The organism is Pseudomonas citronellolis (assembly GCF_001586155.1).
Taxonomy (GTDB): Bacteria; Pseudomonadota; Gammaproteobacteria; order Pseudomonadales; family Pseudomonadaceae; genus Pseudomonas; species Pseudomonas citronellolis.
The window spans coordinates 4,302,977-4,326,567 of record NZ_CP014158.1; the positions used below are offsets into that span (position 1 = coordinate 4,302,977).

Sequence of the window (23,591 nt, forward strand, 5' to 3'; positions counted from 1 at the left end):
AGCTTGCTCGCGAAGGGAGTTTCCCGGCGATATAGATGTTTGGGATCGACTCCGTTCCCTCTCCCTAACCCTCTCCCTGAAGGGAGAGGGGACCGTTGGGCAGAGCTGGATGTTATGGCGTTAGCCGGCAGCTCCGGTGCTTCCGGCTAAATCCGTTGTCGACGGTGGCACGGACAGCCCCCTCTCCCGCTTGCGGGAGAGGGTTGGGGAGAGGGCGCTCTTGAACCCAACACCCACCCCACCTAAACCCCGCCAATCCCCACCCGTTTCACACCTGCCTCAATAAACCGGCAGCTCGATCCCCTCGAACAGCTCATCCAGCTCAGCCTTGTTGTGGCACTGCACCGCCTTGGCCAGCAACTCGCGAGTCAGGTGCGGAGCGAACTTCTCGATGAAGTCGCACATGAAACCGCGCAGGAAGGTGCCGCGGCGGAAGCCGATCTTGGTCACGCTGGACTCGAACAGGTGGCTGGCGTCGAGCATCACCAGGTCGCTGTCCAGCTTCGGGTCCACCGCCATGTGCGCCACGATGCCCACGCCCAGGCCCAGGCGCACGTAGGTCTTGATCACGTCGGCGTCGGCGGCGGTGAACACCACCTTGGGCACCAGGCCGCGCTGGTTGAAGGCCTCGTCCAGCTTGGAGCGGCCGGTGAAGCCGAACACGTAGGTGACGATCGGCTGTTCGGCGAGCAGTTCCAGGGTCAGCTTCGGTACCTTGGTCAGCGGGTGGCCCTGGGGCACTATCACGCAGCGGTTCCAGCGATAGCAGGGCATCATGATCAGGTCGCCGAACAGCTCCAGGGCCTCGGTGGCGATGGCGAAGTCGACGGTGCCGTCGGCGGCCATCTCGGCGATCTGCATGGGCGTGCCCTGGTGCATGTGCAGGGAGACGTCCGGGTACTGCTTGATGAAGCCGCTGATCACGCTCGGCAGCGCGTAGCGCGCCTGGGTGTGGGTGGTGGCGATGGACAGGGTGCCCTTCTTCTCGTTGGAGAATTCCTGGGCGATCTGCTTGATGCTCTCGACCTTGCGCAGGATCTCGCCGGCGGTGTTGATGATGCGCTCGCCGGCGGGGGTGACACGGGTCAGGTGCTTGCCGCTGCGGGCGAAGACTTCCACGCCCAGTTCGTCTTCCAGCAGGCGGATCTGCTTGCTGATGCCCGGCTGCGACGTGTACAGGCTCTGCGCGGTGGCGGAAACGTTGAGGTCGTGGTGCGCGACTTCCCAGATATAGCGCAGTTGCTGAAGCTTCATGGAGATTCCTCGAAATGGATGTCGCGGCCCGCGACCCGGGCTCTGCTTTTATAACCATATTAATGGTTTGAGGAATAAAGTTAGACGTTTTTTTCGAGCTTGCCTACTACGTCCCCTCTGGCAACATCCCGGCACCCCACGGACACCGGGAAAAGTGCGCGGCAGAGCGCCGCATCCGTTCGTCGCGCAGCCGTGCTCAGCTGCGGTGCTGCAGCATGGGCACCAGGTAGACCGGCACTTCCGCCAGCTGCACCACCCGTGCGGCGGTGCGCCCCAGGGGCGTGTTCATGCCCTCGCCATGGCTGTGGCTGCCGGCGACTATCAGGTCCACGGCCAGGCGCTGCGCCTCGTCGAGGATCACCTGCGGCGGGTCGCCCTGCAGCACGCGCACCGAACGGATCATGTCCGACTCCTCGTGCAGTTCGCCGAGTTCGTCGCGGAAGCCTTCCATCACCCGCCGCTCGATGTTGCCCATGACGGTGCTCAAACCGCTGCTGCGCAGCTCGGCGAGGGTGTCGGCATCCAGGTAGGTCTGCAGCACGGAGTCGGCGAACAGCCCCATCGGCTCCACGGCGTGCACCACGTGGATCTCGGCATCGTAAGCGCGGGCGAGGGACATGGCGTGCTGGAGGACGTACGGGGCGTAGAGACCAAGGTCGGTAGCGTAGAGAATCGATCGGATCATGCGGCCTCCTACTGCCTCGGCGGCGGGCCTCTGAGCAGAGTAGCAGCAAGCGGCCGAGGCCGCGCTAGCTGGCCGTCTGCGGCTCGTTGCTGACGCCGTGGGGCACGTGGCCGGTGGCGACCACCTCCCGGGCCCGCTCGCAATGCCCGGGCTGGTCGTCGAAGAACACGTCGGCGCTGAAGGCCTCGAGGAACGCCGACTTGTCCAGGCCGCCGAGGAACAGCGACTCGTCCAGGCGGATGTCCCATTCGCGCAGGGTGCGGATGACGCGCTCGTGGGCCGGCGCCGAGCGCGCGGTGACCAGCGCCGTACGGATCGGGCAGGATTCCTGGGGGAAGGCCTGCTGCACGCGGTTCAGCGCCGCCAGGAAGGGCTTGAACGGGCCGCCGCCCAGCGGCTCGCGGGCGGACGCCTGCTCGCGCGTCTGGAAGGCCTCCAGGCCGCCCTGCTGGAACACCCGCTCGGCCTCGTCGGAGAACAGCACGGCGTCGCCGTCGAAGGCGAAGCGCAGTTCGCCGGCGGTCTCGCGGCGAGCCCCGGCGGAGAGGATGGTGGCCGCGGCGAAGCCGTTCTCCAGGGCGCTGCGCACATCCTCGACGTGGGTGGAGAGGAACAGGTGGCAACCGAACGCCGCCAGGTAGGGATAAGGGCTGCGCCCGCCGACGAAGGCCGCGCGGGAGATGCCCAGGCCATGCTGCTGGATGGAGTTGAACACCCGCAGGCCGGTGTCGGCGCTGTTGCGCGAGACCAGCACCACTTCCACCAGTTGCCGGCCGAGCATCTCGTTGAGCCCCAGCAGCTTCTGCACCAGGGCGAAGGCGTCCCCGGGCGACAGCACCTCGTCCTCGTGGGCGATCTGGTACTGCCGGTAGGCCTCCACGCCTTCGGATTCGTAGATGCGGTGACTCTCGTCCAGGTCGAACAGCGCCCGCGAGGAGATCGCCACCACCAGCTTGTCGCCCAGCCCCTTGCCCATTGCCCGTTCCCCCGTGATGGATCAGCGCGCCTGGTTGCGCGCGTCGATGAAGCGTAGCGCCCGTTGCAGCGCCTCGATGCGCGGCATCGCCACCCCGGCGGCGGCCGCCGCGGCCAGGGGCGCGTCGTAGATGGCCTGCAACTCCAGCGGCCGGCGCTGGGCGAAGTCGTGGTACATGCTCGGCAGGTAGTCGGGCATGCGTTCGGTCGCGCTCAGCATCGCCGCCGGGTAGCCGGCCGGCAACTCATGGCCGCAGGCAGCCGCGCCGGCCATCACCTCGTCCATGATGGCGGCGATCAGCGCGCGGCTGTCGGCGTTGGCCATCAGCGCCCGGGTGCCGCTATCCAGCAGCACCGACAGGCCGTTGTAAGGGACGTTCCATACCAGCTTCTGCCAGCGCGCGTGCTCCAGCGCCGGCATCGCCACGGAATCCAGCCCGGCCTGGCGGAACAGCGCCGCGCCCTCCTCGGCGATGGCCTGGCCGGCGGCAGCGGCGGCCGGCCCGCTGTGGTAGCCCAGGTGCACCGCACCCAGGGCCTGGTGTTCGATCACTCCCGGCGCGGAGCGGTGCACGCAGATGTAGCAGAGCCCGCCGAGCAGGTGCAGCGCGTCCGGCAGCAGCGGGCGCAGGCCCTCCTCCACCGCCAGGCCGTTCTGCAGCAGCAGGACCTTGGCGCCCGGCGCCGCGGCGCGGGCGATCAGCGGCGCCAATTCGGCGTTGCTGGTGGTCTTGGCGCCCACCAGCAGCCAGTCGCACGGCGGCATCTCGGCGACGTCGTGGTAGGCCTGCACCGGCGCCAGGCCCAGGGCGCCGTGCACCTGGCTGTTCAGGCGCAGGCCGTGCTCGGCCACCGCGGCGTATTCGCTGCGCAGCAGGAAGTGCACATCGAAGCCGGCGCGGGCCAGCATCAGGCCGTAGAAACCGCCGATGGCGCCAGTGCCGATCACGCCGATGCGGACGGGGGAAACAGTCATTCAGGGCAACTCCTCGGGAATGCGCAAGGCCGCGGCGCGCAGGGCCTGGGCCAATGGGCCGGCGCGCAGGGGCGCGTCGAGGCGGCCATGGAAGGCGCCGTCGCGCACCAGGAACAGCGCCGGCAGGTGGAAGACTTCATAACGCTCGACCAGGCCGCCATTGCGCCCGGCATCGACCCAGCACAGGCGCCGCACCGGCAGGCCCATGCCCGGCAACTGCGCGCGGGCCCAGCGGCAGGAAGCGCAGCCCTCGGCGCTGAACACCAGCAGCGACTCGCCTGGCAACTCGAGCAACCGGTGATCGGCATCCAGGTCGGTGAGTTCCAGCGACGGCACTATACTTTGCCCAATGCCAACGCCAAAAAGATTGCAGTCGGAGCCTTCCGTCATGCGACAGTTCCTGCGTCACCCCTGTGATCTACCGGTGGAGCTGGTGGTCCGCAGGCAGCTCTTCCTGCCGCGCCAGCGCCTGTACAATATCAGCCTCGGCGGGGTGGCCTGCAACGCCCCGCGCGGTTTCCGCCGCGGCACCGCGGTCGAGCTGCGCATCCCGCTGCTGGGCGACGCCGCGCGCTACCCCGGCGTGGTGGCCTGGAGCCGCAAACTCAGCGACGACTACCTGGTGGGCGTGGCCTTCCTCGACGAAGACACCCTGTTCCGCGCGCGCATGGTCGAACAGGTCTGCCAGATCGAGCACTTCCGCCGCCAGCGCGAGCGCGAAAGCGGGCAGGCGCAGCCGGTGGAAGACACCGCCCTGGAGTGGATCGCCTGCAACGCCGCCGACTTCCCCCTGTTCTGCGCCATCTGAAACGCCGCCAAACCCCGTCATCCGGGCATTTTCCCGCTGCCTGCCCATTGTCGAGCCGGCGTCCGACGCGTTAAGGTTCGACTTCCCCTTAGCGAGATTCATGCCTGCGCCCCATCGCATGGGGGGTTCCTGGCGGCCGGCACCCGTGACCTGACTGAGTACCACGATGGCTGATTTACAGATCGACGACCTTAACGTTGCCTCCAACGAGACCCTGATCACGCCGGAGCAGCTCAAGCGCGAAATCCCCCTGACCGATGCCGCCCGGCAGACCGTCGCCCATGGCCGCCAGGTCGTTCGCGACATCCTCGATGGCAAGGACCACCGCCTGTTCGTGGTGATCGGCCCCTGCTCCATCCACGACGTCAAGGCCGCCCACGAATACGCCGAGCGCCTCAAGGTCCTGGCCGCCGAAGTCGCCGACACCCTGTTCCTGGTAATGCGCGTGTACTTCGAGAAACCGCGCACCACCGTGGGCTGGAAAGGCCTGATCAACGACCCCTACCTGGACGACTCCTTCAAGATCCAGGACGGCCTGCACATCGGCCGCCAGCTGCTGCGCGACCTGGCCGAGATGGGCCTGCCCACCGCCACCGAGGCGCTCGACCCGATCTCCCCGCAGTACCTGCAGGACCTGATCAGCTGGTCGGCCATCGGCGCGCGCACCACCGAATCCCAGACCCACCGCGAGATGGCTTCCGGCCTGTCCTCCGCGGTCGGCTTCAAGAACGGCACCGACGGCAGCCTGACCGTGGCGATCAACGCCCTGCAGTCGGTCTCCAGCCCGCACCGTTTCCTCGGCATCAACCAGGAAGGCGGCGTGTCCATCGTCACCACCAAGGGCAACCGCTACGGCCACGTGGTGCTGCGCGGCGGCAACGGCAAGCCCAACTACGACTCGGTGAGCGTGGCCCTGTGCGAGCAGGAGCTGAACAAGGCCAAGGTGCCGCTGAACGTGATGGTCGACTGCAGCCACGCCAACTCCAACAAGGACCCGGCCCTGCAGCCGCTGGTGATGGACAACGTCGCCAACCAGATCGTCGAGGGCAACAACTCCATCGTCGGCCTGATGGTGGAAAGCCACCTGGGCTGGGGCAACCAGCCGATCCCGAAGGACCTCTGCCAGCTGCAGTACGGCGTCTCCGTCACCGACGCCTGCATCGACTGGGAAACCACCGAAAAGGCCGTGCGCAGCATGCACGCCAAGCTCAAGGACGTGCTGCCCAAGCGCCAGCGCGGCTGAATCGGACGCAACGAAAAACGCCGGGCATTGCCCGGCGTTTTCATGGGTGCTGGCGGCTCAGGCCATGCGGTCGGCGTGGCGCGGATGGCGCTCCAGGTAGCGCTCGACGTAGGAGCAGGAGGGAATCACGCTGTAGCCCTTGCGCTCGGCGTACTGCAGCGCGTGCTCGGTGAGCGCTGCGGCGATGCCGCGGCCGCGCAGGCTGTCGGGCACGAAGGTGCGGTAGATGTCCAGCGTCTGCTTGCCCAGATCCATGTAGGCCAGGTAGGCACGATGACCGTCCACCGTCGTGACGAACTGGTGGCTGGACTCATCATGATGGATGGACAACGACTCACTCACTTGCACTCTCCTCTTGCGCGTCTCACAACTCGACGCGCACCTGATTGATCTTGTTCAGGCGGAGGTTCATCTCGGCCGAGCCCGTCCCCATGAGGACCGTGATATAGACTCGTCCGTTCTCCACCTTGTGCAGTACACCCTGATAATAGGCACCATCGAAGGTGATGAACTGCAGGCGCTTGCCGGTGTACTGGGCAAGGCTGTCGATACTGACGAAGCCATATTGCTGCGTTCTCTTCTCCGACTCAACCGTTTCTTCGGCTGAAATCTTATGCGTGGCCGAATCGGCGGTGACCTTGTGCTTCAGCGGGTCGACCCAGGCGAAGCCGATCGGGTTCACCGCCTGCTGGTTCACCAGCACCACCGGGCGCAGCATGCCGACCACGTCCTTGGCCTCGAAGAACTGCAGCCCGCTCCAGGTCATGCCCTCGCTGGGGTTGAGTTCCAGGCGCAGCGACTGCGGGTCGGCCAGGTAGCGGGCGTAGGCGTCGAGCAGCGGCTGGTCCAGCGCCACGCGCTGGCTGCGCATGGCCTTGTCGAACTGCGCCAGGGCCTGCTTGAGGTACTCCTCGCGCTTCACGCCCAGGCGCGCGGCGCAGAATTCCTGGACCTTGCGCTGGTACTGGTTGTCGTCCAGCTCGACGGTCACCTGGGACACCCGCGGCGGGTTCACGCGCATGTCGCCGGGGCGTTCGGAGACGTTGCTCAGGGACATGCCGACGCGGGTGTCGAGCATGCCGCGGGCGTCCGAGCGCAGGTTGAAGGTCAGCTTCTGCGCGCCGGGCTCGAACAGGTAGGAGAACTCGATATCCGATTCCAGGGTGCGGTAGCCCATCTGCAGCAGCTCGTCGGAGCCGATGTTGCGGATGTTGCCGCAGGCCACCTCGCTCATGGCGGTGAACACGCTGCTCTCCGCCGGCTGCTGGTACAGCGCCTGCATGAATGGGCCGTGCACCTGCAGCTCGACGCCGGTGAGTTCCATGGCCATCTGCTTGGGCAGCTTGCCCTCGGCCAGGCGCTCCTTGAAGCTCAGCAGCTCGCGCAGGCCGTTGAACCTGAGCTGGGCATGGGCCACCTTCAGGCTGTCGCGGGCGGCCGGCACGCGGATCTCCACGTTCTTCAGGCCGACGCGGCCGTCGAAGGAAGAGGAAATCCCGCCGTAGGTGATCTCCACCATCGGCGATAGGCGCGCCACGGCGTCGTCGACGATGCTGCGCACGGACAGCCACAGCGACACCTTGATGATGAGCGCGACGGCCACGATGCCGAGCAGGCCCCACTTGAGCAGTTTCGACATTCGGAAGGACTTCCCTGTAAGCGGATTGATACGGACGGCGGTGCTGGCAGCTTAACAGCACGGCCTGCGCGCCTCCACGCACACCCCGCGAAATTCACCGGCTCGCCCATCGGAGAGTGAAGTCCGTCGCAAAACCGCGGTGACCGGCCGGTCGGACACAGCGCTTTACGGTCGCCGTGGTCGCCAGTATGTTCTGCGCCACGCCCCTTTTCCGGATGTCCTGCCATGAGTGAACCGATCAGCTATCAACTCGACGACGGCGTCGCCACCCTGACCCTCGCCAACGGCAAGGTGAATGCCATCTCCCCCGCCGTGATCGAGGCCTTCAACCAGGCGCTGGACCGTGCCGAGCAGGACCGCGCGGTGGTGATCCTCACCGGCCAGCCGGGCATCCTTTCCGGCGGCTACGACCTCAAGGTGATGACCTCCGGCCCGGAGAACGCCGTGGCCCTAGTGGCCGCCGGCTCGACCCTGGCCCGGCGCATGCTGGCCCACCCCTACCCGATCATCGTCGCCTGCCCCGGCCACGCGGTGGCCAAGGGCGCCTTCCTGCTGCTCTCGGCGGACTACCGCATCGGCGTCGACGGCCCCTTCCAGATCGGCCTGAACGAAGTGGCCATCGGCATGACCATGCACCACGTGGGCATCGAACTGGCCCGCGACCGCCTGCGCAAGTCGGCCTTCAACCGTTCGGTGATCAACGCCGAGATGTTCGCCCCGCAGGAGGCCATGGCCGCCGGCTTCCTGGACAAGGTGGTGAGCGCCGAGGAGCTGCTGGACACCGCCCGCGCCGCCGCCCAGCAGTTGAAGAAACTGAACATGACCGCGCACCGCAACACCAAGCTGAAGGTGCGCCGGCAACTGCTGGAAACCCTCGACCAGGCCATCGAGAAGGACAAGCAGCACCTGGGCTGAGGTGCTCCTACGCCGCCCCACTGTTCCTACAGGTGCGGGGGAAATGCCGTGCCTCACGAAGCGCATAGAGGCACGGAATCGAGCGAGCAGGCCTGCGGCCCCCCTCACCCTAACCCTCTCCCGGAGGGAGAGGGGACCGTTCGGCGTGCGTTGGTGTTTCGGCGTTAGCTGGCTAGCACAGGGATCGCCGACTGAAACCAGGCCTTCTCTCGGCACGGACTGGCCCCCCTCTCCCTCCGGGAGAGGGCTGGGGTGAGGGAAAAGCCCGAGCGCCGATGCCATTCCCCTGTAGGAGCGCGCCCTGCGCGCGATTTCGCGGGCAGGGCCCGCTTACAGGTGCAGGGGAAATGCCGTGCCTCACGAAGCGCATAGGGGCACGGAATCGAGCGAGCAGGCCTGCGGCCCCCTCACCCTAACCCTCTCCCGGAGGGAGAGGGGACCGTTCGGAGTACATGGGTGTTTCGGCGTTATCCGGCTAGCACAGGGATCGCCGGCTGAAACCAGGCCTTCTCTCGGCACGGACTAGCTCCCCCTCCCTCCGGGAGAGGGCTGGGGTGAGGGGAAAGCCCGAGCGCCGATGCCATTCCCCTATAGGAGCGCGCCCTGCACGCGATTTCGCGGGCAGGGCCCGCTTACAGGTGCGGGGGAAATGCCGTGCCTCACGAAGCGCATAGAGGCACGGAATCGAGCGAGCAGGCCTGCGGCCCCCTCACCCTAACCCTCTCCCGGAGGGAGAGGGGACCGTTCGGCGTGCGTTGGTGTTTCGGCGTTAGCCGGCTAGCGCAGGGGTTGCCGGCTGAAACCAGGCCTTCTCTCGGCACGGACTAGCCCCCTCTCCCTCCGGGAGAGGGCTGGGGTGAGGGGAAAGCCCGAGCGCCGATGCCATTCCCCTGTAGGAGCGCGCCCTGCACGCGATTTCGCGGGCAGGGCCCTACGGTTCCAGGAAGCACGGCTTCTCGTAGGATGGCGTTGAGCGAAGCGATACCCATCAGCGCAACCGCATGGGTTTCGCAAGCTCAACCCATCCTACGAAGAGCACCTCGGCGCAAGACAGTTGCTCCTACGGGACGCCTCGAATAGTTACGAAAAAGGCAAAACTGATTAAGCCCGTTCAGTCTTTTTCAAAAATTATTGCGCGTTAACCTATTGATGAACCCACAGGAAAAGCAACCAACGAGGTGTTCATCATGAAACTGCAACTGATCGCCACTGCCCTCCTCGCCAGCGCCACTCTGCTCGGCGCCCAGTCCGGCTTCGCCGAAGAATCGCCGCTGATGCAGAACCGCATGGTCAACCTGAACCAGGCCGCGCTGCAGCACCAGGCCGAGCGGACCGCCAGCCAGCAGCACGACGCTACCCCCGCCCACCAGGGCTGACCGGCGCTCGCCGGCATTCCGACGGCCCCACGCGCCCCGGCTCCGGGACGCGCCAGGCCGCCGGCCACGCCTCAGCCGAGCTTCTCGTCGGCGGCGACGCCCTTGCGATAGACCGCATAGACCACCACGGGAATGTCCAGATGGCCGAGGTACCTGTCCAACAACGGTCGCACATCCTTCCACTCCAGCCCGCCGACACCGGTGGCCAGGCACGGCAGCGCCAGGCTGCGGACGCCCTCCCCCTCGACGTACTTCGCCAGCTCCCGCAGGCAGTGCCCGACATTCTCCAGACTGGCCTTGGCCGGCTTGGCGCTACGCCCGCTGCCCTGCATGTCCTGGGTGAGCAGGTTGACGATGCCGCGGGTCGAACCGTCGGCGTCCACCCCCGACCAGGCCCAGATGGAGCCCGGCGCGGGCGCCGAGGCATGGGCCGCATGACGGTAGTCGCGGACCAGCGACGGCCAGCGCTCGCGCAGGGCCAGCGCCAGGCCGCTGTCGAACGGGTCCTGGGGCGCGATGCCATGGGCGATGACCTGGGCCTTGCTCAGCAGAATGTCGCCTTCAACTTCTCGAATCATGAATCTTTCCTTGCTCGGTGGAGTACCTCGGAAGCCTTGCCTTGCGCTCCCGTCAACTTCCACGTTACGCCTGGCCGCACCGCGAACCTTGACCCGCATCAAGGCCGCATCCCCCTCGCGGCGGTCGGCAAACCATCAATTCCGCCGATAGTTGAAAGCAACGAACTTCGTTATTCCATCGACCAGACTGCTGGGAAACTGGCCCCACTCCCACTTCCGGCAGCCACCGCCATGCACCGTTCCACCGCCCGCACCCTGCGCAACGGCGCCCTCGCCAGCATCGGCCTGTACAGCATCGTGGTCCTGGTGGCGCTGGCCCTGAGCGGCGGCTTCCAGGGCGCCCGCAACATCCAGCCGGACGGCGTGGACAAGAGCGCGCTGTTCCAGCGTTTCAACGAAGTGCTGCCCAACGCCCTGGCGGTGCTGCAGCAGAGCCTGCGCCCGCACTCCTGACCTCTGCGCTGGCGGCCTGCGCCAGCTTGCCCATACTTTGCAGATCGCCGCCGGTGCCCGCCGGCACCGCCCGCCTCCGCCTGCCGGGAGAACGCGCCATGGGTCGAGTCGTCGCATCCGCCGTCTACTGCAAGGGCAAGAAGGTCGCCGATATCCCGCTGGAGGCGGGCTATCGCTGGGCCTGCCAGCCCGACCACTTCGTCTGGACCGGCCTGCAGGAACCCACGCCGGAAGAGCTGATGAACCTGCAGAAGCAGTTCAACCTGCACGAGCTGGCGATCGCCGACGCCCTGGAGAAGCACAGCCGGCCGAAGCTGGAGACCTTCGGCGACGCGCTGTTCATGGTGATCTACTCGCCGGTGCGCGCGGACAGCCGGCTGATGTTCGTGGAAACCCACCTGTTCGCCGGCATCGGCTACATCATCAGCGCCCGCCACGGCTTCTCGCAGTCGTACTCGCAGGTGCGCCAGCGCTGCGAGGCGCGCCCGCTGCTGCTGGCCCACGGCACCGACTTCGTGCTCTACGCCCTGCTCGACTTCGTGGTCGGCAACTACGAGCCGGTGGTGGAGGAGATCCGCGGCGAGATCGAGGTGCTGGAGCAGCGCGCCCTGCGCACCTCGCTGAGCCAGGAGGAGATCGAGCGCATCTACGGCCTGCGCCGCGAGGTGCTCAAGCTGCGCCACTACGCGGCGCCCATGGTGGAGATCTGCCAGGAGCTGCAGCGCCTGGACTTCCCCTTCATCGACAAGCAGATGCGCCCCTACTTCCGCGACGTGGCCATCCACGTCAACCGCCTGCTGGAAGACCTCAACTCGCTGCGTGACATCGCCAGCCAGACCATCGAGGTCGGCCTGCTGCTGGAGTCCTCGCGGCAGAGCGTGGTGCAGCGCAAGTTCGCCGCCTGGGCGGCGATCCTCGGCTTGCCCACGGCGGTGGCCGGCATCTACGGGATGAACTTCGAGTACATCCCGGAGCTGCACTGGCACTACGGCTACTTCCTGGTGATGGGCCTGCTGGTGATCGGCTGCATCGGGCTGTACGTCAGCTTCAAGCAGGCGGATTGGCTCTAGCCCGCCGACCGCGCCACAGCGCTTGTGTAGGATGGCATCCTGCGCGGAATGCCCTACGCCCGTGCGTCCCTGGAGCCGTAGGAGCGAACCTTGTCCGCGATAGCCGGAAGTGCCGGCGCGATTCGCGGATGAGATCCGCTTACAGTTCCAGGAAGCCCCGTAGGATGGGTTGAGCGAAGCGATACCCATCACCATGGCCCGATGGGTTTCGCAAGCTCAACCCATCCTACGAAAAGCACCTCGACGCAGACAGTTGCTCCTACGAAAGGCGGTTCGCCTCGGCGCGGGAATGAAAACGCCGCTCCGGGGAGCGGCGTTGGTGGACGCAGCGAGCTCAGGCGGCGTTCTGCTCGTCCTTTTTCCGGCCCAGCTGGACGAAGCGCATCATCCATTCGGCCACGGTGGCGCCCTGGTGCTCGCGGTCGAGGCTGTCGATGCCCTTCCGGTAGACCGGCTCGCTGAAGATTTCCCGGCGCAGGTCGAGGATCGCCTGGGAGTAGTCGGCGACGAACTCCGGGTGGCCCTGGAAGCACAGCACCTGGTCGCCGATGGCGTAGGCGGCGTTCGGGCAGAAGTCGCTGCTGGCGATGCGCCGGGCGCCTTCGGGCAGCTGGGTGACCTGGTCCTGGTGGCTGACCAGCAGGGTCAGGTCGTCCAGTTGCGGCTGCATCCACTGCGGCTGCTCTTCGATGCGGTAGTCATGGATGCCCACGCCCCAGCCCTGGTCGGCGCGCTCGGTCTTGCCACCGAGCAGCAGGGCCAGCAGCTGGTGGCCGAAACACACGCCCAGCAGCTTGTCGCCGCGCTCGTAGCGGCTCAGCAGGTAGTCCTTGAGCTTGCGGATCCAGGGTTCGTCGCCGAAGGAGTCGTACTTGCTGCCGGTCACCAGGTAGGCGTCGTAGTGCTCGCTGTCGGGCGGGTAATGGCCCTCCACCACGTTGTACACCTTGAACTCGGCGGGCACCGGTTGCTTGGCGAACAGCTGCTGGAACATCCAGCCGTAGCCGGTGTACTGGTCGATCAGCTCGGGACGCAGGATATCGGTTTCCAGAATGCAGATTTGCAGCGTCATGTAGTGGTGGGTTCCTGAGGTTGAGCGGGCACGAACGCGCGCTTTCTTAACAAACTGCACGCCCCGTGAAAACTACACACTGTTTTTTCACGACACAAGATGACAAAGCCATTCCTTGCATCGGAATTTCAGGGGAAATACCCGAAAAACCGCCGCGCATCAATGCCGGCGGGAACGATGGCGACCGGCTGCTCAGCCGTCCCGCGCCATCCCCAGCGCCTGCGCGGTCTCCAGCACCCAGGCGTACTCGCCCTGCAGGTTGCCCAGGGCCATGGCATGGACCTCTTCGGCGCTGCGCAGGGTGCCGTGGTAGTCGCGCTGTTCGAAGGCGAAGCAGGCATCGGCCACCACGAAGGTGCGAAAGCCCAGGTTGCCGGCGCTGCGCGCGGTGCTTTCCACCGAGTTGTTGGTGCTGACGCCGGCGATCACCAGGGTGTCGATGCCGCGCACCCGCAGCCAGCGCTCCAGGCCGCTGTTGGCGAAGGCGTCGGGGACGTTCTTCTCCAGCACCTGCTCGTGCTCCAGCGGCGCCAGCGCGTCCTGGAACTCCACCCCCGGCTGCCCCGGCCAGAACGGCGAGCCCGGCGTGCGCGAGATGTGCCGGACGTGCAGCAGCGGCGCCCCGGCCGCGCGCCAGGCGGCCAGGAGTTCGGCGATGCGGGCTTCGGCGTGGGGGTTGTTGCGGGGGACCGGTGTGCTGGCCATGCCTTTTTGCATGTCGATGATGATCAGGGCGGGGGTGTTGGGCATGGTGGATCCGGGGGTGATGGGTTTCGCTGCGCTCAACGCCATCCTACGGGGGTCGTGGGGAAGAAAAAACCGGTGGTGGGGGCGGTTTCGGGGGGCGCGTCCTTGCTTTGGCTTTTGCTTTTCGTAGGAGCGAGCTTGCTCGCGAATGGTGCTCGCCGGCGGCCATGGTGTCTCCGGTTGCTCCGTCCCCTCTCCCCAGCCCTCTCCCTGAAGGGAGAGGGGGCTTGTCCGTGCCAAGAGAAGGAATGGCCTCAACCTGAAACCGCCGGCAGGCCCGGCTAACTCAAGAGCATCCGCACACACCGAACGGTCCCCTCTCCCTTCAGGGCGGGGCGCGCAGCCGAGGGTTAGGGAGAGGGAGCGGAGTTCCCCCAGAACACCGCTGCCACAGGTAACTCCCGTTCGCGAGCAAGAACTAGGCGTCCCCCTCGCTCCTACACCAAACCCATTCAGAAGGTCTCGTTGCGCAACGCCTTGTCCAGCAACAGCGCCGGCGGCTCGAAGCGCTCGCCATACTGCTCGGCCAGGTATTGCGCGCGGGCGATGAAGTCCTGCAGGCCGTACTGGTTGATGAACTGCAGCGCGCCGCCGCTCCAGGCGGCGAAGCCGATGCCGAAGATCGAGCCGATGTTGGCGTCGGCGGTCGACAGCAGCACGCCCTCCTCCACGCAGCGCACCGTCTCGATGGCCTGGACGAAGAGGATGCGGTCGCGCACGTCTTCGGCCGGGATCATGCCGTCGGGCTTCTCGAAGCGCTGCTTCAGCTCCGGCCACAGGTGCTTCCTGCCGTTGGCGGGGTAGTCGTAGAAGCCGCCGCCAGCCGCCTTGCCCGGGCGCTTGTACTCGTTGAGCATCAGGTCGACCACGGCGAAGGCCGGGTGCTGCGGCAGGGCCTTGCCTTCGGCTTCCAGATCCTTGCGGGTCTGCTCGCGGATGTGGCTCATCAGGCTCAGCGAGACCTCGTCGCTGATCGCCAGCGGGCCCACCGGCATGCCGGCCTGGCGCGCCTGGTTCTCGATCATCGCCGCCGGCACGCCCTCGCCGAGCATGGCCAGGCCTTCGTTGGTGAAGGTGCCGAACACCCGCGAGGTGAAGAAGCCGCGGCTGTCGTTGACCACGATCGGCGTCTTCCTGATCTGCAATACGTAGTCGAAGGCGCGGGCCAGGGTGGCGTCGTCGGTCTTCTCGCCGCGGATGATTTCCACCAGCGGCATCTTGTCCACCGGGCTGAAGAAGTGCAGGCCGATGAACTTCTGCGGTTGCGCCACGGCCTGGGCCAGGCCGGTGATCGGCAGGGTCGAGGTGTTGGAGGCGATCACCGCATCGGGCAGCGCGGCGGCCTCGGCGGCGGCGGTGACCTTGCCCTTGAGCGCGCGGTCCTCGAACACCGCCTCGATGATCAGGTCGCAGCCCTCGAAGTCGGTTTCGCTGGCGCTCGGCTTGATGCGGGCGAGGAAGGCGTCGCGCTTCTCGGCGGTCATCTGGCCCTTGCTCACTTTCTTGTCCAGCAGCGCGGCTGAGTACGCCTTGCCCTTCTCCGCCGCTTCGATGGAGACGTCCTTGAGCACCACCTCGATGCCGGCGGCGGCCGAGACGTAGGCGATGCCCGCGCCCATCATGCCGGCGCCGAGCACGCCGACCTTCTTCGTCTGCTGCTGCGGGTAGCCCTGCGGGCGCGACTTGCCGGCGTTGATCTCGTTGAGCTGGAACCAGAAGGTGCCGATCATGTTCTTCGCCACCTGGCCGGTGGTCAGCTCGGTGAAGTAGCGCGCCTCGATCAATTGCGCGGTGTCGAAGTCCACCTGGGCGCCCTCGACGGCGGCGCACATGATCTTCTCCGGCGCCGGGAAGCAGCCCTTGGTCTTGTCGCGCAGCACGCTCGGGGCGATGGCCAGCATCTGCGCCACGTTCGGGCTGGACGGGGTGCCGCCGGGGATCTTGTAGCCGGCCGTGTCCCACGGCTGCTTGGCGTTGGGGTTGGCGGCGATCCATTCGCGGGCCTTGGCCAGCATGTCTTCACGGCTGGAGGCCAACTGGTGGATCAGCCCGGCCTTGAGCGCCTGCTCCGGGCGCACCTTCTTGCCTTCGGCGAGGTACGGCAGGGCCTTCTCCAGACCCAGCAGGCGCACCATGCGCACTACCCCGCCGCCGCCGGGCAGCAGGCCCAGGGTGACTTCCGGCAGGCCCAGCTGCACGTGGCTTTCGTCCAGGGCGATGCGGTGGTGGCAGGCCAGGGCGATTTCCCAGCCGCCGCCCAGGGCCGCGCCGTTGATGGCGGCCACCACCGGCTTGCCGAGGGTCTCCAGGCGACGCAGCTGGCCCTTGAGCACCAGGATGCCGGCGTAGAAGGCCGGGGCGTCGGCCTTGGTGACCTTGATCAGTTCGTTGAGGTCGCCGCCGGCGAAGAAGGTCTTCTTCGCGGAAGTCAGGATGACGCCGGCGATGGAATCCTTCTCGGCCTCCAGGCGGGCGACGGTGGCGGCCATGGCCTCGCGGTAGGCGCCGTTCATGGTATTGGCGCTCTGGCCGGGCATGTCCATGGTCAGGACGACTATGTTGTCCTGGCCCTTTTCGTAGCGGATGGCTTCGGTCATTTTTATCTTCTTCCCAGGGTGGGGGATCGCTTCAGGGGCGTCACGAGCGAAGGTCAGGCAAGGCGGAAATTCTTCGGCAAGCGGAGTTGGCTGCAGCCAATGAGCATTCCCGGAGAATTTCCAACGCAGCATGGCCGAGCGCAGTAGCCCATGATCGATCCTTAAACGCGTTCGATGATGGTGGCGATGCCCATGCCGCCGCCCACGCAGAGGGTGGCCAGGCCGTAGCGCAGGTTGCGCCGCTCCAGTTCGTCGAGCAGGGTGCCGAGGATCATGCAGCCGGTGGCGCCCAGGGGGTGGCCCATGGCGATGGAGCCGCCGTTGACGTTGACCTTGCTCTCCGGCACGCCCATGTCCTTCATGAACTTCATCACCACCGAGGCGAAGGCTTCGTTGACCTCGAACAGGTCGATGTCGTCTACCCGCAGGCCGGCCTTGGCCAGGGCCTTGCGGGTGGCCGGCGCGGGGCCGGTGAGCATGATGGTCGGGTCGGTGCTGGTGACCGCCGTGGCGACGATCCGCGCGCGGGCCTTCAGGCCCAGCTCGCGGCCCTTGGCCTCGGAGCCGATGAGCATGGCGGCGGCGCCGTCGACGATGCCCGAGCTGTTGCCCGGGGTGTGCACGTGCTCGATGCGCTCGACGTAGCTGTACTTGCGCAGGGCGGTGGCGTCGAAGCCCATCTGCCCCATCATCTCGAAGCTCGGCTTGAGCGCGCCGAGACCTTCCAGGCTGGAGTCGGCGCGGATGAATTCGTCGTGGTCGAGGATGACGATGCCGTTCTGGTCGGTCACCGGCACCAGGGACTTGCCGAACAGCCCCTCGGCGCGGGCCTTGGCGGCCTTCTGCTGGGAGCGCAGGGCGAAGGCGTCGACATCGCTGCGGCTGAAGCCCTCCAGGGTGGCGATCAGGTCGGCGCCGATGCCCTGGGGCACGAAGCTGGTGTGCAGGTTGGTTTGCGGGTCCAGCGCCCAGGCGCCGCCGTCCGAGCCCATGGGCACGCGCGACATGGATTCCACGCCGCCCACCAGCACCAGGTCCTCGAAGCCCGAGCGCACCTTCATGGCGCCCAGGTTGACCGCCTCCAGGCCCGAGGCGCAGAAGCGGTTGATCTGCACGCCCGCCACCTGCTCGTCCCAGTCGGCGACCAGGGCGGCGGTCTTGGCGATGTCGGCGCCCTGGTCGCCCACCGGCGTCACGCAGCCCAGGACGATGTCGTCGACCTGCGCGGTGTCCAGTTGGTTGCGCCGCTGCACTTCGCGCAGCAGGCCGGCCATCAGGTCCACCGGCTTGACGCTGTACAGCGCGCCGTCCTTCTTGCCCTTGCCGCGGGGCGTGCGCACCGCGTCGTAAATCAATGCTTCGGTCATGGCGTTCTCTCTTGGGAGTGCTCTCTTGGCGTGGAGGTCACGCAGGCAGCGTGTCGGCCTACCTTAACCGCGCGGCGGCGTCCGGCAATGACCGGATCGCTCAGGCGGATTGACCCCCGCGCTCAGCCCGGGCGACCGGCGGTCGCCTGGCGCACCGCTCTGGGCTGCGCGCCGACGGGCGGTCGGATGAGCGGTCGGGCCGCGAGCCAGAGCCGTCACCGCGTTGTCATATAGATGGAATATGCCTGGAACCATAGGATTTGCTGCCAGATCGTCTAAGCCCGCGCCAGCCGGGGCTTAGACTGAAATTTCGCAGTACCTATGGGACGTCGCTGCCGGGTCTTGCCGGGGCGGCCGGTATGCAAAGCCAAGGTCGCAGCCACCCGGCGCCGGGCCGTATGAGCGCGCGGGAGCGGGCCAACAACAAGAAAGGCGGGAACATCATGATGGATCAACAACCGAAGAAATGGCGGCAGGCCAGCCTGATCGTCTTCGTTACCGCAGTGGTGCTCATCATCCCCAACCTCAGTCGCCTGGTCGGCTAGCCAACCGTCCGCCTGCCGCTGCGAAGCCGGCGTCGCCCGAAGGGCCGCGCCCTCGCAGCGCAGGTGGCAGTGCCGTTCGTCGGCATCCTCTGCTATGTTTGCGCAGCCCATCGCTGGAGCCCGCCCATGCGCTTCATCCTGTCGCTGCTGATCCTGCTTTGCCCCACCGTATTCGCCGCCGAACTGACCCTGGAGCTGCCCGCCGGCACGCGCACGCTGAGCAGCGCCGAGCTGCTGGGCAACGCCCAGGCGCGCAACATCGAGATCAAGGACGACGTGGCCTACAAGCGCACCATGCACTACCGCGCGGTGCCGCTGGCGGCGCTGCTGGAGGGCGTGGACGGCCGCGCCCACGTGCAGGCCGTGGCGCTGGACGGCTTCGCCGCCGAGCTGCCCGCCGCGCCGCTGTTGCAGAAAGAGGGCGCGCGGGCCTGGCTGGCCATCGAGGACGAAAAGAAGCCCTGGCCGCCGCTGGGCCAGGACAAGCCTTCGGCCGGGCCCTTCTACCTGGTCTGGACCGACCCGCAGGCCTCGGCCATCGGCCCGGAGCAATGGCCCTTCCAGGTAAGCAGCCTGCGCGTGCTGGATTCGGTGGAAATCCGCTTCCCGGCCCTGCTCCCGGCCAAGGACGCCAGCCCCGACGTGCAGGCCGGCTTCGCCCTGTTCCAGAAGCACTGCCTGGCCTGCCACCGCCTGAACGGCGCCGGCGACGCCCAGTTCGGCCCGGACCTGAACCAGCCCTACAGCCCCACCGAGTACTTCGCCAGGGACTTCCTCCACGCCTACATCCGCGACCCGCAGAGCCTGCGCCGCTGGCCCCAGGCGAAGATGCCCGGCTTCGCCCCGGAAACCCTCGACGATACCGAGCTGGACCAGCTGATCGACTACCTCGCGCACATGGCGGCGCGGCGCCAGGCGCTGATGTAGAGCGCGCCGGCAAAGAAAAAGGCGGGCGCTCCACAGGGGCGTCCGCCTTTTTTTCGCACCCAGGGCAGCGCAAACGCCGCCCTCCCCGCCTCACAGCTTGGCGATGGACACCTCGGTGGATTTCACGAAGGCGATCACTTCGCTGCCCACGGCCAGTTCCAGTTCCTTCACGGAGCGGGTGGTGATCACCGAGGTGACGATGCCGGCGGCGGTCTGCACGTCGATTTCCGAGAGCACCGGGCCTTCGAGGATTTCCTTCACGGTGCCCTTGAACTGGTTGCGGACGTTGATGGCTTTGATGGTCATGGCGTTTCTCCTATGGGGAATGTCGGTAGTGCACGGATGAACGGTGGATCAGAGCGCCCAGCGCAGTTGCGTGGGCAGTGGGGATACAGGTTCCGGCTCGGGCGGCAGCGGCGGCAACGCCAGCACGCGGTCGAGCACCTCGGCCTCCAGCGCGGCCAGGCGCGCCGAGCCGCGGGAGCGCGGGCGGGCCAGGTCGACGTTCAGGTCCAGGCCGATCTCGCCTTCCTCGATGAGGATCACCCGGTCGGCGACGGCCACCGCCTCGCTGACGTCGTGGGTGACCAGCAGCACGGTGAAGCCGTGGCGTTGCCAGAGGTTCTCGATCAGCCGCTGCATCTCGATGCGGGTCAGCGCATCCAGCGCGCCCAGCGGCTCGTCCAGCAGCAGCAGGCGCGGCCGGTGGATCAGCGCGCGGGCCAGGGCCACGCGCTGCTTCTGGCCGCCGGACAGGCTGGCCGGCCATTCCCGGGCGCGGTCGGCCAGGCCCACCGCCTCCAGGGCTTCCAGGGCCTGCTTGCGCCAGTCGCCGGACAGGCCCAGGCCGACGTTGTCGATCACCCGCTTCCAGGGCAGCAGGCGGGCGTCCTGGAACATCAGGCGGGTGCCTTCGCGGGCCTCTTCCAGGGGCGCGGAGCCGGCCAGCAACTGGCCTTCGCTGGGGGCGTCGAGGCCGGCCAACAGGCGCAGCAGGGTGCTCTTGCCGCAGCCGCTGCGGCCGACGATGGCGACGAACTGGCCGGCCGGGATGCGCAGGTCGATGCCCTTGAGCACCTCGCGCTCGCCGAAACGCTTGACCACGCCGTTCAGCGCCAGCGGGATGCCCTGCTTGAGGTTCTGCGGAATGCTGAGGGCGTTCATGCCGCACCTCCCTTGGCCTGGTAGGCCGGGTGCCAGCGCAGCCAGACGCGCTCCAGGCCGCGGGCGGCGAGGTCGGCCAGCTTGCCCAGCACGGCGTAGAGCAGGATCGCCAGGACCACCACGTCGGTCTGCAGGAACTCCCGGGCGTTCATCGCCAGGTAGCCGATGCCGGAGCTGGCGGAGATGGTCTCGGCGACGATCAGCGTCAGCCACATGAAGCCCAGGGCGAAGCGCACGCCCACCAGGATCGACGGCAGCGCGCCGGGGAGGATCACCTGGCGGAACAGGGCGAAGCCGGACAGGCCGTAGCTGCGCGCCATCTCCAGCAGGCCGGAGTCGATGTTGCGGATGCCGTGGTAGGTGTTCAGGTAGATGGGGAACAGGGTGCCGAGGGCGACCAGGAAGATCTTCGCCGACTCGTCGATGCCGAACCACAGGATCACCAGCGGGATCAGCGCCAGGTGCGGCACGTTGCGGATCATCTGCACCGAGCTGTCGAGGAAGCGTTCGCCCCACTTCGACAGGCCGGTGACCAGGCCCAGGGCCAGGCCGATGGAGCCGCCGATGACGAAGCCGATGGCGGCGCGCCAGGTGCTGATCGCCAGGTGCTGCCAGAGCTCGCCGCTCTTCACCAGCTGGTAGCCGGCCTCGACCACCGCGCTGGGCGCCGGCAGGATGCGGCTGGAGAGGAAACCGCCCTCCACCGCCACCTGCCAGACCAGCACCAGGGCCACCGGCAGGGCCCAGGGCGCCAGGCGCTGGGCCACTTGGTTGAGAGTATTTGTCTTCATGTCTTGTGCTTCTCCGGGTTGCTCGCGGGGTTCGCGAGCAAGCTCGCTCCTACAAAGTCGACTTCAGCTCTGCGCGGCCTGCTGCTTGGGCAGGATGTCGTTGGCCACCATCTCGCCGAACGGGCTGACGTAGCCGCGGGCTTCGGGCTGCTGCGGGCGGGCGAGGTCCAGGTGCGGGAACAGCAGTTCGGCGACGCGGTAGGACTCTTCCAGGTGCGGGTAGCCGGAGAAGATGAAGGTGTCGATGCCAAGCTCGGCGTATTCCTTCACCCGCGCGGCCACGGTCGGGCCGTCGCCGACCAGCGCGGTGCCGGCGCCGCCGCGCACCAGGCCGACGCCGGCCCAGAGGTTGGGCGAGACTTCCAGGTTGTCCTTGCTGCCGCCGTGCAGGGCGGCCATGCGCTGCTGGCCCACCGAGTCGAAGCGGGCGAGCGAGGCCTGGGCGCGGTCGATGGTGTCCTGGTCGAGGTGGCTGATCAGGCGGTCGGCGGCCTTCCAGGCTTCCTCGTTGGTTTCGCGGACGATCACGTGCAGGCGGATGCCGAAGCGCACGCTGCGGCCCTGCTTGGCGGCCTTCTCGCGGACCTGGGCGATTTTCTCGGCCACCGCGGCCGGCGGCTCGCCCCAGGTCAGGTACAGCTCGACCTGCTCGGCGGCGAGGTCCTGGGCGGCTTCCGAGGAGCCGCCGAAGTACAGCGGCGGGCGCGGCTGCTGGATCGGCGGGTAGAGCAGCTTGGCGCCCTGCACCTGGATGTGCTTGCCGTCGTAGTCGACGGTCTCGCCTTCCAGCACGCGGCGCCAGATACGGGTGAATTCGACGGAGGCCTCGTAGCGCTCCTCGTGGTTCAGGTGCAGGCCGTCGCCGGCCAGCTCGTCCGGGTCGCCGCCGGTGACCAGGTTGAACAGCGCGCGGCCGTTGGACAGGCGGTCGAGGGTCGCTGCCTGGCGCGCAGCTACGGTCGGCGAGATGATCCCCGGGCGCAGCGCCACCAGGAACTTCAGGCGCTGGGTCACCGGGATCAGCGAGGCGGCGACCAGCCAGGAGTCCTCGCAGGAGCGCCCGGTGGGGATCAGCACGCCGCCGAAGCCGAGGCGGTCGGCGGCCTGGGCCACCTGCTGCAGGTAGCCGTGGTCGACCGCGCGGGCGCCCTCGGCGGTGCCAAGGTAATGGCCGTCGCCGTGGGTGGGAAGGAACCAGAAGATGTTGAGGCTCATCGCTATAACTCCAGATTGAGCGCGCCGGCGTGGCGTAGCCGCGCGATGATGGGGTGTCGGAATCGGGTGAAGTCGCTGGGTTCCCGCGAACGCGGGAACCCAATGAACGCTTACTGCGCCTGGGCCACCTTGGCCTTGCTGTCCGCCGGCGGCGTCCAGACCACGTCCTTGATGCTCAGCGCCTTGGGAATCAGCTTCAGCTGGGTGAAGGCGTCGGCGATCTTCTGCTGCTTGACCACCACCTCGGGGGTGATGAACTGCGCGCCGTAGCCCTGGCGCTTGACCGCGGTGAGGGTGATGTCGGCGGGCAGGCCGAGCAGCGGGGCGACCTGTTCGGTGACCTGCTCGGGGTTCTTCTGCGACCACTCGCCCACCGAGCGCACTTCTTCCACCAGGGTTGTCAGCACCTGCGGGTGCTCCTTGGCGTAGGTGCGGGTGGCCAGGTAGAACTGGTGGTTGTCGGCCAGGCCGCGGGCATCGACCAGGGTGCGGGCGTGCAGCTGCTTCTCGGCGGCGGCCTGGTACGGGTCCCAGATCACCCAGGCGTCGACGGCGCCGCGCTCGAAGGCGGCGCGGGCGTCGGCCGGCGGCAGGTACACCGGCTGGATGTCGCTGTACTTCAGGCCGTTCTCCTCCAGGGCGCGCACCAACAGGTAGTGCACGTTGGAGCCCTTGTTCAGGGCGACCTTCCTGCCCTTGAGCTCGGCGACGGATTTGATCGGCGAGTCCTTGGGCAGCAGGATGGCCTCGCTGGTGGGCGCCGGCGGCTCGCTGGCGACGTAGACCAGGTCGGCGCCGGCGGCCTGGGCGAACACCGGCGGCGTCTCGCCGGTGACGCCGAAGTCGATGCTGCCGACGTTCAGCCCTTCCAGCAGTTGCGGGCCGCCGGGGAACTCCGTCCACTGCACCTTGACGCCCTGCTCGGCCAGGCGCTTCTCCAGCGTGCCGCGGGCCTTGAGCAGCACCAGGGTGCCGTACTTCTGGTAGCCGATACGCAGGGTACCGGGTTGTTCTTCAGCTTGGGCGCCATGGGCCAGGGCCGCGATCAGCAGGGCCGCCAGTCCACCACGCAAAGTGAGGTTGCGCATTGCATGCTCCTTTGTCGTTGTGTGCTCGCCGGACCTGCGCTCCCGTTGGCGGGATGCTGAGGACCTGGTTTCTTGTCGTCTGGCAGTCACGCACCTGCCTATTCGA

At 67.4% G+C, this 23,591-nt stretch carries 24 protein-coding genes; 7 read left to right on the forward strand and 17 right to left on the reverse strand.

From position 1 onward, the window contains the following. Positions 1-279: 279 nt before the first annotated feature. The 5 genes from cysB to PcP3B5_RS18690 all read right to left on the reverse strand — a co-directional run bounded on the left by cysB (position 280) and on the right by PcP3B5_RS18690 (position 4,280). Positions 280-1,254 carry an HTH-type transcriptional regulator CysB gene (gene cysB, locus PcP3B5_RS18670; protein ID WP_009623289.1) on the reverse strand — a complete coding sequence of 325 codons (975 nt, stop codon included), beginning with the start codon at positions 1,252-1,254 and terminating at the stop codon, positions 280-282. A gap of 196 nt (positions 1,255-1,450) precedes the next feature. Beyond that, complete coding sequence (locus PcP3B5_RS18675; protein ID WP_009623290.1) at positions 1,451-1,939, reverse strand: universal stress protein; 489 nt, start codon at positions 1,937-1,939, stop codon at positions 1,451-1,453. A 64-nt stretch (positions 1,940-2,003) separates the two neighbouring features. After that, on the reverse strand, positions 2,004-2,915 hold the full coding sequence (locus tag PcP3B5_RS18680) for a 5'-nucleotidase (protein ID WP_009623291.1): 912 nt from the start codon (positions 2,913-2,915) through the stop codon (positions 2,004-2,006). 21 nt (positions 2,916-2,936) lie between these two features. Beyond that, a complete protein-coding gene (locus tag PcP3B5_RS18685) occupies positions 2,937-3,890 on the reverse strand; it encodes a putative 2-dehydropantoate 2-reductase (RefSeq protein WP_061562097.1) in 954 nt (317 codons plus the stop codon). Then, positions 3,891-4,280: a YbbN family protein gene (locus PcP3B5_RS18690; protein ID WP_061562098.1), complete on the reverse strand. Its 390-nt coding sequence runs from the start codon at positions 4,278-4,280 to the stop codon at positions 3,891-3,893. On the opposite strand from PcP3B5_RS18690, the gene PcP3B5_RS18695 reads away from it, so the two are divergent. Together PcP3B5_RS18695 and PcP3B5_RS18700 are read left to right on the forward strand one after the other, a co-directional pair. After that, entirely contained in the window at positions 4,279-4,698 is a 420-nt protein-coding gene (locus tag PcP3B5_RS18695) for a PilZ domain-containing protein (protein ID WP_024128653.1), read from the forward strand. The two genes, PcP3B5_RS18690 and PcP3B5_RS18695, sit on opposite strands and share 2 nt — an antisense overlap. 166 nt (positions 4,699-4,864) lie before the next feature. Further along, positions 4,865-5,941, forward strand: a complete 1,077-nt coding sequence (locus PcP3B5_RS18700) for a 3-deoxy-7-phosphoheptulonate synthase (RefSeq protein WP_058490167.1) — start codon at positions 4,865-4,867, stop codon at positions 5,939-5,941. Between the two features lie 57 nt (positions 5,942-5,998). Here PcP3B5_RS18700 and PcP3B5_RS18705 read toward each other — a convergent pair whose 3' ends face one another. Both PcP3B5_RS18705 and PcP3B5_RS18710 read right to left on the reverse strand, forming a co-directional pair. After that, on the reverse strand, positions 5,999-6,283 hold the full coding sequence (locus tag PcP3B5_RS18705) for a GNAT family N-acetyltransferase (RefSeq protein ID WP_009623398.1): 285 nt from the start codon (positions 6,281-6,283) through the stop codon (positions 5,999-6,001). A 22-nt stretch (positions 6,284-6,305) separates the two neighbouring features. Continuing rightward, the gene (locus PcP3B5_RS18710; protein ID WP_009623399.1) at positions 6,306-7,580 is read right to left on the reverse strand and encodes a hypothetical protein; all 1,275 of its coding nucleotides are present in this window, start codon (positions 7,578-7,580) and stop codon (positions 6,306-6,308) included. A gap of 225 nt (positions 7,581-7,805) precedes the next feature. On the opposite strand from PcP3B5_RS18710, the gene PcP3B5_RS18715 reads away from it, so the two are divergent. Next, a complete protein-coding gene (locus PcP3B5_RS18715; protein ID WP_061562099.1) occupies positions 7,806-8,495 on the forward strand; it encodes a crotonase/enoyl-CoA hydratase family protein in 690 nt (229 codons plus the stop codon). A 1,187-nt stretch (positions 8,496-9,682) separates the two neighbouring features. After that, positions 9,683-9,871 (forward strand): hypothetical protein, encoded by a 189-nt coding sequence (locus PcP3B5_RS18720; RefSeq protein ID WP_009618839.1) that lies wholly within the window; start codon positions 9,683-9,685, stop codon positions 9,869-9,871. A 71-nt stretch (positions 9,872-9,942) separates the two neighbouring features. On the opposite strand, the gene PcP3B5_RS18725 is transcribed toward PcP3B5_RS18720, so the two are convergent. Further along, positions 9,943-10,449, reverse strand: coding sequence for a macro domain-containing protein (locus PcP3B5_RS18725; protein WP_058073232.1), 507 nt, complete (start codon positions 10,447-10,449; stop codon positions 9,943-9,945). A 231-nt stretch (positions 10,450-10,680) separates the two neighbouring features. On the opposite strand from PcP3B5_RS18725, the gene PcP3B5_RS18730 reads away from it, so the two are divergent. Continuing rightward, complete coding sequence (locus tag PcP3B5_RS18730) at positions 10,681-10,902, forward strand: hypothetical protein (protein WP_061562100.1); 222 nt, start codon at positions 10,681-10,683, stop codon at positions 10,900-10,902. Between the two features lie 98 nt (positions 10,903-11,000). Next, the gene (locus tag PcP3B5_RS18735; protein WP_009618833.1) at positions 11,001-11,972 is read left to right on the forward strand and encodes a magnesium and cobalt transport protein CorA; all 972 of its coding nucleotides are present in this window, start codon (positions 11,001-11,003) and stop codon (positions 11,970-11,972) included. Positions 11,973-12,306: 334 nt separating this feature from the next. Here PcP3B5_RS18735 and PcP3B5_RS18740 read toward each other — a convergent pair whose 3' ends face one another. From PcP3B5_RS18740 to PcP3B5_RS18755, 4 genes are all read right to left on the reverse strand, one after another. Next, a complete protein-coding gene (locus PcP3B5_RS18740) occupies positions 12,307-13,044 on the reverse strand; it encodes an amidotransferase (RefSeq protein ID WP_043317045.1) in 738 nt (245 codons plus the stop codon). 192 nt (positions 13,045-13,236) lie between these two features. After that, the gene (locus PcP3B5_RS18745; protein WP_043272094.1) at positions 13,237-13,794 is read right to left on the reverse strand and encodes a cysteine hydrolase family protein; all 558 of its coding nucleotides are present in this window, start codon (positions 13,792-13,794) and stop codon (positions 13,237-13,239) included. Between the two features lie 449 nt (positions 13,795-14,243). Continuing rightward, positions 14,244-16,388: a 3-hydroxyacyl-CoA dehydrogenase NAD-binding domain-containing protein gene (locus tag PcP3B5_RS18750; protein WP_061562101.1), complete on the reverse strand. Its 2,145-nt coding sequence runs from the start codon at positions 16,386-16,388 to the stop codon at positions 14,244-14,246. A 161-nt stretch (positions 16,389-16,549) separates the two neighbouring features. After that, complete coding sequence (locus tag PcP3B5_RS18755) at positions 16,550-17,755, reverse strand: acetyl-CoA C-acetyltransferase (RefSeq protein ID WP_061562102.1); 1,206 nt, start codon at positions 17,753-17,755, stop codon at positions 16,550-16,552. 671 nt (positions 17,756-18,426) lie between these two features. Between PcP3B5_RS18755 and PcP3B5_RS18760 the strand changes: the two genes are divergently transcribed. Beyond that, positions 18,427-19,227 carry a c-type cytochrome gene (locus PcP3B5_RS18760; RefSeq protein WP_061562103.1) on the forward strand — a complete coding sequence of 267 codons (801 nt, stop codon included), beginning with the start codon at positions 18,427-18,429 and terminating at the stop codon, positions 19,225-19,227. 90 nt (positions 19,228-19,317) lie between these two features. Here PcP3B5_RS18760 and PcP3B5_RS18765 read toward each other — a convergent pair whose 3' ends face one another. The 5 genes from PcP3B5_RS18765 to PcP3B5_RS18785 form a co-directional block, all read right to left on the reverse strand. Beyond that, a complete protein-coding gene (locus PcP3B5_RS18765) occupies positions 19,318-19,533 on the reverse strand; it encodes a TOBE domain-containing protein (protein WP_009618813.1) in 216 nt (71 codons plus the stop codon). A 48-nt stretch (positions 19,534-19,581) separates the two neighbouring features. Then, positions 19,582-20,391 carry an aliphatic sulfonates ABC transporter ATP-binding protein gene (ssuB, locus tag PcP3B5_RS18770; protein WP_061562104.1) on the reverse strand — a complete coding sequence of 270 codons (810 nt, stop codon included), beginning with the start codon at positions 20,389-20,391 and terminating at the stop codon, positions 19,582-19,584. After that, a complete protein-coding gene (gene ssuC / locus PcP3B5_RS18775; RefSeq protein WP_009618809.1) occupies positions 20,388-21,182 on the reverse strand; it encodes an aliphatic sulfonate ABC transporter permease SsuC in 795 nt (264 codons plus the stop codon). The genes ssuB and ssuC overlap by 4 nt, the downstream gene beginning before the upstream one ends. Before the next feature lie 63 nt (positions 21,183-21,245). Continuing rightward, a complete protein-coding gene (gene ssuD / locus PcP3B5_RS18780; RefSeq protein ID WP_061562105.1) occupies positions 21,246-22,397 on the reverse strand; it encodes an FMNH2-dependent alkanesulfonate monooxygenase in 1,152 nt (383 codons plus the stop codon). Between the two features lie 110 nt (positions 22,398-22,507). Next, positions 22,508-23,485: a sulfonate ABC transporter substrate-binding protein gene (locus PcP3B5_RS18785; protein ID WP_061562106.1), complete on the reverse strand. Its 978-nt coding sequence runs from the start codon at positions 23,483-23,485 to the stop codon at positions 22,508-22,510. Positions 23,486-23,591: the final 106 nt, after the last annotated feature.